This window comes from Microcystis sp. M109S1 (genome assembly GCF_020247025.1).
Classification (GTDB): domain Bacteria; phylum Cyanobacteriota; class Cyanobacteriia; order Cyanobacteriales; family Microcystaceae; genus Microcystis.
Genome location: NZ_JADBRW010000181.1, coordinates 1 through 7,639 on the forward strand (window position 1 = coordinate 1; position 7,639 = coordinate 7,639).

At 42.2% G+C, this 7,639-nt stretch carries 9 protein-coding genes and 1 pseudogene; 4 read left to right on the forward strand and 6 right to left on the reverse strand.

The window, feature by feature from the left end:
- A pseudogene (locus IM322_RS08835) lies at positions 1–305 on the forward strand (zinc ribbon domain-containing protein); the annotation flags it as partial.
- 189 nt (positions 306–494) lie between these two features.
- Positions 495–1,382, forward strand: a complete 888-nt coding sequence (locus tag IM322_RS08840) for a lipid kinase (RefSeq protein WP_287675367.1) — start codon at positions 495–497, stop codon at positions 1,380–1,382.
- A gap of 2 nt (positions 1,383–1,384) precedes the next feature.
- Here the strand turns inward: IM322_RS08840 and IM322_RS08845 are convergent, their stop codons facing one another.
- Positions 1,385–2,440, reverse strand: a complete 1,056-nt coding sequence (locus tag IM322_RS08845; protein ID WP_287675369.1) for an amino acid ABC transporter substrate-binding protein — start codon at positions 2,438–2,440, stop codon at positions 1,385–1,387.
- Between the two features lie 36 nt (positions 2,441–2,476).
- A complete protein-coding gene (locus IM322_RS08850) occupies positions 2,477–3,217 on the reverse strand; it encodes a TIGR00297 family protein (protein WP_287675371.1) in 741 nt (246 codons plus the stop codon).
- Positions 3,218–3,263: 46 nt separating this feature from the next.
- Between IM322_RS08850 and IM322_RS08855 the strand changes: the two genes are divergently transcribed.
- Positions 3,264–3,968, forward strand: a complete 705-nt coding sequence (locus IM322_RS08855) for a cytochrome b/b6 domain-containing protein (RefSeq protein WP_287675373.1) — start codon at positions 3,264–3,266, stop codon at positions 3,966–3,968.
- 100 nt (positions 3,969–4,068) lie between these two features.
- Here IM322_RS08855 and IM322_RS08860 read toward each other — a convergent pair whose 3' ends face one another.
- The 4 genes from IM322_RS08860 to IM322_RS08875 all read right to left on the reverse strand — a co-directional run bounded on the left by IM322_RS08860 (position 4,069) and on the right by IM322_RS08875 (position 7,492).
- Positions 4,069–4,686 (reverse strand): class I SAM-dependent methyltransferase, encoded by a 618-nt coding sequence (locus tag IM322_RS08860; RefSeq protein ID WP_287675375.1) that lies wholly within the window; start codon positions 4,684–4,686, stop codon positions 4,069–4,071.
- Positions 4,687–4,973: 287 nt separating this feature from the next.
- On the reverse strand, positions 4,974–5,213 hold the full coding sequence (locus IM322_RS08865) for a 2Fe-2S iron-sulfur cluster-binding protein (protein ID WP_287675377.1): 240 nt from the start codon (positions 5,211–5,213) through the stop codon (positions 4,974–4,976).
- 9 nt (positions 5,214–5,222) lie between these two features.
- Positions 5,223–6,698, reverse strand: coding sequence for a cobyric acid synthase CobQ (gene cobQ, locus IM322_RS08870; protein ID WP_287675379.1), 1,476 nt, complete (start codon positions 6,696–6,698; stop codon positions 5,223–5,225).
- Between the two features lie 392 nt (positions 6,699–7,090).
- Positions 7,091–7,492 carry an Npun_F0494 family protein gene (locus tag IM322_RS08875; protein ID WP_286827017.1) on the reverse strand — a complete coding sequence of 134 codons (402 nt, stop codon included), beginning with the start codon at positions 7,490–7,492 and terminating at the stop codon, positions 7,091–7,093.
- Positions 7,493–7,582: 90 nt separating this feature from the next.
- On the opposite strand from IM322_RS08875, the gene IM322_RS23285 reads away from it, so the two are divergent.
- The coding region (locus tag IM322_RS23285) for a helix-turn-helix domain-containing protein (RefSeq protein ID WP_190357389.1) at positions 7,583–7,639 on the forward strand (57 nt) is incomplete at its 3' end.

The window sequence follows — 7,639 nt, forward strand, 5'->3', positions numbered from 1 at the left end:
AAGATTGTTCAGTTTGTGGGACGAGAGTTCAAAAAACATTAAGCACTAGAACTCATCAATGTCCCAATTGTCAAACAGTCTGAGATAGGGATCATAATGCAGCAATCATCATTCTTAAAAAAGGGTTGAAATATTTGGGAAATCATCTCAACGGTACTGTTGGGAAAACAGAAACCGAACCAAACGACTTGGGAGAGTCCGGCATCTGGATTCTTAATGGAGACATTGAGAATCTAAGTTGTCTCGTCGAGCAAGGAATTGCTAACAGCAATGTAGAAAGAATCCCCCGTCACAGCGTAGCTTGACGGTGGGAGTATGTCAAATAACCTTTATCCTTGGATTGCTGAGAAACTTATACCAAATCCGTTTTTAATAGTGTGATTAACTCTCAAGTTATGGATTGTTTCTCCCCTATCACCCCACTTCCCCCCGCAACGCGCACGCAGTGACCACCCCACTATCCTATACTTTTTAAACAGGATTTAGTATTACCTATGACTAAAAGAGCTTTACTACTAATTAATCGTCACTCGCGCAAGGGTAAAGAAAACTTTGCTCAAACTGTCGAGCTGCTCAATCATTGGGATTTTGAAATTATCAGCGTCCCTTTGAAAAAGGTAGAAGATATACCTTTTTTGCTGGAAAAATATCGCTCTAATATTGATTTAGTTATCGTCGGTGGTGGCGATGGGACTCTTAATGCTATGGTGGATGTGTTGGTGGAAACTCAACTGCCCCTAGGCATTATACCTTTGGGAACGGCTAATGATTTAGCCCGGACTTTAGGGATACCGAATTCTATTGCCGAAGCTTGTCGAATTATTGCGGAAGGTAATTTAAAATATATAGATCTAGGTTGGGTAAATAATAAATACTTTTTCAACGTGGCTAGTTTAGGATTAAGTGTGAAAATTACCCAAAAACTGAACAAGGGTTTAAAGCGACGTTTGGGGATTTTGGCCTACGCTTGGACAGCTTTACAGGTATTAAGTAAAACTCGTCCTTTTACCGCTATGATCGGTATTGATGGCCAAAATATCAAAGTTAAAACCCTACAAATAGCGATCGGAAATGGTCGTTATTATGGGGGAGGAATGCCGATCGCTCACGATGCCCAAATTGACGATCAAAGATTAGATTTATATAGCCTAGAAATTGAACACTGGTGGCAAATTTTCCCGCTTTTGTGGACATTACCGCGAGGACAACAGGGTTTATTATCTTGGGTGAGAACTCTTAACGGCAAAGAAATTCAAATTCAGACTCGTAAACCCCATAGTATTAACACCGATGGCGAAATTACTAGCACTACTCCCGCCATGTTTCGAGTTATTCCGGCGGCCTTAGGAGTCTATATTCCCCGTCAGGAAACACAATTTTAAAATTAACGAAAAGGAGGAGAATACAATAAACCCCCCTTTGTCCAAAGATTATTTAAACCTCGATCGAGTTGCAGGGGTTTACCGATTTCACGATCATAAATTTCCCCGTAATTACCCACCTGTTTTAAGACTCTTTGGGCAAAATCATTGGGTAAACCCATATCTTCACCTAACTTCTCGTCGATACCCAAAAAGCGCCGAATACTGGGGTCTTTGCTATCGGCAAAAGTGGCAATATTTTGGGAGTTAATCCCAAATTCTTCCCCTTGAATTAAACTAAAAACGATCGAGCGGACGGCATTCGACCAAGGGGGATCACCATCGGCCACGGCCGGGGCCAAGGGTTCCTTAGATATTACCACTTCTAATAATTGATGATCCTGCGGTCGGGGAAAAACCGAGCGCCGGGCCACCAATTGGGAGCGATCGGAGGTGACGGCCTGACAACGCCCCGCCTGATAAGCTGTATATAAGGCCTCCACATCATCGGAAACGATCGGTTTATAACCTTGAACTCCCGCTTTTGCCATGGCATCGGCCAGATTTTGTTCTGTGGTGGTTCCCGATAGCACACAAATGGACTTTCCGCTCAAATCTTCTAATTTCTTAACATTACTGGCTTTCGTGGCCATAATTCCTTGACCATCATAGAAAACCGGGGTGATAAACTCCATCCCCAGGGCGGTATCCCGGTTAATCGTCCAAGTGGTGTTGCGACTGAGAATATCCACTTCTCCCGTCTGCACAGCAGTAAATCTCTCTTGGGGGCTAAGTTTACGATATTCGACTTTGGAGGGATCATTAAAGAGAGCGGCCGCAATAGCTCGGCAAATTTGCACATCTAAGCCGGAATATTCGCCTTTTTCATTAACAAAGCTAAACCCCGGCACTTCTCCGTTAATGCCACAAATTAACTTACCGCGATTTTTCACCGTTGGCAAGCGGCCAGCATCGGGACTACTTGCAGTGTTAGAACTAGAATTGGGTTGATTTTCCGTCCCACAGGCAGTAATTAGCAGTAACAGCAGGGTCAATGCACAAAAACGCCACTTTAGCATAGATATTCTCTGAAAATTTTTTTTAGTCACTTAATTTTAGCTGAAAGACCAGAGGAAGCTTAACAGTATAGCCACGCTCGCACCGATAACCGTATTGATCACATTGACCAATTCATTAGTTAACCACAGAAAGCGAGTTTGTAGGGTAGCACCGATGAGACTTTCAATATTGGTGGCGATAAATGCCGCAATTACACACCATAACACACCGATAGGATCGATCGCACCGATAGCCCATGCTAACAGGGAAATAGCCGTGGCTGCCAGCAAACCGGCGATCGTTCCCTCTAAACTAACAGCACCTTCTGTTCCCCGGGGGACGGATTTAAAATTAGTGATTAGATAAGTAGTTTTACCGTAAGCTTTGCCCACCTCACTGGCAGTAGTATCGGCTAATTTGGTGCTAAAACTAGCCACATAAGCGAGTATTAAGAGGTAATCCCAGGGAGAAGCGGCAAAAAGACTTAGGATAGCGCAAATTGCCCCCGCTAAAGCGGAACCCCAGACATTTTCTGGACCGCGTACCCCCGCTCTTTTTTCGGCGATTCCCTCTGCTTCCTTGCGCGCTAAACCGATGCGGGTGACAGTAGAACCGACGAGGAAATAGAATAAAACAATCAGATAACCGCGCCATCCTAAGCTTCCCCAGACAATTACCCCTAAAACCCAAGCATGGAGATAACCCATGCCAGTTAAGAGCTTTTTTGGGGCAATCCAGGCGATTCCGAGGAGGATGGTATTGAGAAGAACAGCGACGAGCCAAGGATTAGTTAACATAGTATCTGGCCAAAGTTTACCTCCCCCCATTGTATCGATCGAGTCGATGAAAACTAATCAACCCTATCAACCTCTTTTACTGCGAATTCTGCACGGATTCACGGGAATTGCCCTGATTGCCGCCATGGTTACGGCCTATTGGACCTATGATACTTTTGACGGTCGTTGGTTAAAACTGCCCTTACCAGAATATGGAGAAATTGAAAGTATTCACGGCACTTTTGGCCTCTATACTCTGATTATTTTTCCTATTTTTGCTATCTATGCTTTTCGTCGGGGCAACAAAAGATTAATTCAAAGTGATTCTCTTAACAAATTAACCCAATTTGGTAAGCCGATTTGGTGGTATAGTCTCCATCGTTTAGTCAATACTTTGACTCTTTTTGCCCTAACTTTTGCTTTGTATAGTGGCCGGATGATGGATTCCAAATGGCTACCAGAAGGGGAATTAAATCACTTTTGGTATTATGCCCATTTGCTCAGTTGGTTAATTATGGCAGTATGTCTGATCCTGCACCTGCTCATGACTGCTAAAGTGGGAGGGGTTCCCCTGTTATTATCTATCCTTAAATGGGGTTTTCGTGAACAAGATAGTCCGAAATTATGGTTGTCTCAATTACGTCAATGGGGGTTAAGTTTGCGTCTAGCTAATACTTTTCAGTGGCTACAATCTCTTAACTTATATAAAGTCTTAGAAATTGTTGTTTTATTGGCTATTATAGCAGCTTGGATTGTTCCCAAGTTTGACTAAGGTGTACTGTATTTAAACTGCGTATTGGAAGTTTTAGTACAAATGCTTAACTTCCCTGCTCCCTCCTCTCCTATACCTTTTAAACAAGATTTAGTATGATTTATTGACCCCGACGAGCGAGAATAATCATCGTCTTCGCTAAGGGAGCAATACGACCGATACGATAGATTTTCTCTACCGATAAATTAGCTTCTGTTAACAGTTTTGTGATAGTTTTGACAGACCAAAATTTAATATGTCCGTGATCCCAAAGAGCGGTAAAATGATCGTCCATCTTGCCCGTAGCCGCTAGGGCCAAATTTTTGAGATAACTATGATAGGGAGTGGAGATCAGCGCAGCTCCTCCGGGTTGCAGCAGATTATAAACGGTCTTAGCATAATCGCGCGGGGCATAGACGTGTTCTACCACTTCCAAACTAATTAGCAGCGGAAAAGTACCAAATTTACTAGCCAGATCATCATAGGCGGAGCCAACGTAGAGATCAAGTTCAGGATAGGCTTTTTTTGCCTCTGCTATCCCCGATTCGGAAGGATCGCAGCCACTGACTTGAAATCCTTTTTCTGATAACCAATTAGCGATCGATCCGTTGCCACAACCGAGATCAAAAATACGCTTTTCAGGAGGAGCAAGATCGGCAAAAATCTGACTTAGAGAAGGTAGCAAATAAGCGTGGGCAGTCCCACAGCAAGAATTTTGATAATGATAATAATCTGACATATTTTAAAACAGTTAATGTGTAAGTGTTTTGCGTGGCATCACCACTATCGCAGGGTAATACAAAAAGTAACTTTTGTCAAGGGTTTAGTGAAATTTATTGTCACATCCCATTGATACCATGTACCATGGTATTTTATAAATATATTGCATTTAATATTATAAATGGACATCCTGCAAAAATCAAAAACCTTCCGTTAGACGAGAAGTCGCCGAGTCAGTATTCTCCGAGTTAGAAGTCGTAAACTTAACAGTAATAGCTGAATTCTGTTATCAGAAAACTTTAACAACTACCAAAGCGGATCGGAGTATAAATGAACGGTTAAAGAATCTCGATCGCCCGCAATACCGGTAATACAACTACAAATTTGAGTACCATCATCTAATTCTACTTCACAGGCGTGACAGGAACCCATTAAACAGCCGGTAGGAATGTCAATTCCTGCTTTTTTGGCCACATCTAATAATAGTTCTCCAGTTTCCGCTTCCATGATGATATCATCGGGTAAAAAACGCACTGAAATAGTCATAATTTCTCCTTACAAATGAGCAAGAATAGGTTTAAGATTTAAATGTTCTTCCACTAAATTAGCCATAGCATCTAGGGTTATTTCTCTTTGTTCACTATAGTTAGCAATTCCCGTAGGCAAAGATAATAAACCGCGACGCTGACGCAGATGATTTAGCCAAGTTCTTCGCCAAGAACCATTATCAAAGATACCATGTAAATAACAGCCCCAAATTGAGAGAGAATCATTGACAATTCCTAGACTAGCATCTTCCTCGAACATTTTTTGATAACCTGATTCACTTTCCCATTCGCTTATTCCTTGGTGAATTTCGTATCCTGTTACTGGTAAACCCCCTTGGGGAAAATTAGATAAAACTTGTCGTTGACGGGTAATTTTTTCGGCAGTAATTACCGTTTTTAAGGGCAGTAAATTTAAACCTGCTGCCTCACTGTCGGAACCTTCTCGATGGTCAGGATCCAGGATTAATCGCCCTAACATTTGCAAACCACCACAGATGCCAAAGATAATACCTCCCCTTTGGTGATAGGCTTGTAATTGATGAGCCATACCACTTTGATTAAGAGCAATTAAATCAGCGACAGTGGTTTTAGAACCGGGGATAATTACCCCATCGGGATAACCTAAAGATTCCTGTAATTCTAGATAACGTACATTAACCGTTGCTTCACCACAGAGAGGGTCAAAATCAGTAAAATTAGCAATATGAGGCAGACGAATGACAGTGATATTTAGTTCAGCTTTGGGTTTTTGGGCGGGGCGATCGAGTAAACTGAGAGAATCCTCGGCACTCAAAAAGATATCACTATAGGGAAGAACTCCTAACACAGGAATTTTTGTATAATCTTCTAGCCAAGTAATTCCCGAATCTAAGAGAGATTTTTGTCCGCGAAATTTATTGATCACAATACCTTTAATTAAAGCTCTTTCCTCCGGTTCTAATAATTCTAACGTACCGACGACGTGAGCAAAAGCCCCCCCGCGATCAATATCCACCACTAAAATAGTAGCGGCATCGAGATATTTAGCCACCCGCATATTAGTTAAATCGCGATGTTTGAGATTTATTTCCGCCGGACTTCCCGCACCTTCACAGACAACTAGATCAAATTCTGTTGATAATTTAGCTAAAGATTCTTTAATTGCTTGCCAACCTTGCTCAAAATAATTCTGATAATAATCCGCTGCCGTGGTGACACCAACAGCCTTGCCTTTAATAATCACCTGAGAGGTCATATTTCCCTGGGGTTTTAATAAAATTGGGTTCATTTCTACCCGGGGAATTGTCCCCGCGGCCCATGCTTGCACCGCCTGGGCGTGACCCATTTCTCCCCCTCCGGCGGTAACATAGGCATTAAGAGCCATATTCTGACCTTTAAAGGGTGTTACCTGCCAACCTTTCCGGTTTAATAGACGACATAAAGCCGCAGTTAAAAAAGATTTACCCGCGTGGGATGTTGTCCCCACTACCATAATTGCTTTCATCTAGTTTTTTTAGTTGAGTATTTTCAGTGAACAGTAAACAGTAAACAGTAATCAGTAATCAATAAACAGTAATCAGTAAACAGTTGATAACTGATAACCAGTAACTGAAAACTCACATCTGATAACTGATACTAAATCCGTTGAGTATGGGCTACTTATGAGGAGAGGCACTCATGCAATAGGCAAAAGGGAGAATAAATAATCAGTCTTTAATAACCGGATTTGGTATGATAACTGATAACAATGGCCGAATCTACAACCTAATTTGTTAAGCTAAAAGCTTTGATGTACTTAGTTTATAACCTTTTTTTAGGTAGGAGAATTGCCAGATTCTTTCTATTAACCCCCCCCCGATGTCGAGGGGTTGGGGGGGGTTGCCTGTTGCCTCTTGCTTAAAAAGAAAACCAACGTTGCAGAGTATTTAAAAATCTTTGCCAGAAATTGGGTTTAGGGAAAAGATACCCTTGGGGTTGCCATTTTTCTATTAATTTCCTCCCTAAAGGAGTGAGACGAAAACTATCGGTTATCCCCTGTCCATCTACTTCGCGCCGCAAAATTCCCACTTTAATCAACCAGAGAAGATAGCTTTCCGCTGCCGCTTCCGTCAGCAGTCTGGAAGTATAACCTTTTTCTAAACCTCCAGGACCGGGGATGCTTAAAAGTGATACACTTCGCTCAAGCATAGCGGCGAATAGGGTGAGACGGAAAGGAGAACAACAGAGGGCGCGTTCAGCCCTAGTGATGGTAGCATCAGGATAATTGATCGCGGTAACGGTGGGAGTCGATAGGCTCATCGAAAATTTGGGTCTGAAACCCCGTCGTTCTACGACGGCTTTACTGTTAAATATTAACACATTTACGAAATATATGCTAAAATGTGAGACATGGAAAAAGCCTATTCTTACCGATTTTACCCCACACCCGAACAAGAGTCGCTATTG

What these genes read in the sequence shown, in the direction of transcription:
- IM322_RS08840 (WP_287675367.1), top strand. Translation starts at nt 495, where the DNA reads ATGACTAAAAGAGCTTTACTACTAATTAATCGTCACTCGCGCAAGGGT.
- IM322_RS08845 (WP_287675369.1), bottom strand. Translation starts at nt 2,440, where the DNA reads ATGCTAAAGTGGCGTTTTTGTGCATTGACCCTGCTGTTACTGCTAATT.
- IM322_RS08850 (WP_287675371.1), bottom strand. Translation starts at nt 3,217, where the DNA reads ATGTTAACTAATCCTTGGCTCGTCGCTGTTCTTCTCAATACCATCCTC.
- IM322_RS08855 (WP_287675373.1), top strand. Translation starts at nt 3,264, where the DNA reads ATGAAAACTAATCAACCCTATCAACCTCTTTTACTGCGAATTCTGCAC.
- IM322_RS08860 (WP_287675375.1), bottom strand. Translation starts at nt 4,686, where the DNA reads ATGTCAGATTATTATCATTATCAAAATTCTTGCTGTGGGACTGCCCAC.
- IM322_RS08865 (WP_287675377.1), bottom strand. Translation starts at nt 5,213, where the DNA reads ATGACTATTTCAGTGCGTTTTTTACCCGATGATATCATCATGGAAGCG.
- cobQ (WP_287675379.1), bottom strand. Translation starts at nt 6,698, where the DNA reads ATGAAAGCAATTATGGTAGTGGGGACAACATCCCACGCGGGTAAATCT.
- IM322_RS08875 (WP_286827017.1), bottom strand. Translation starts at nt 7,492, where the DNA reads ATGAGCCTATCGACTCCCACCGTTACCGCGATCAATTATCCTGATGCT.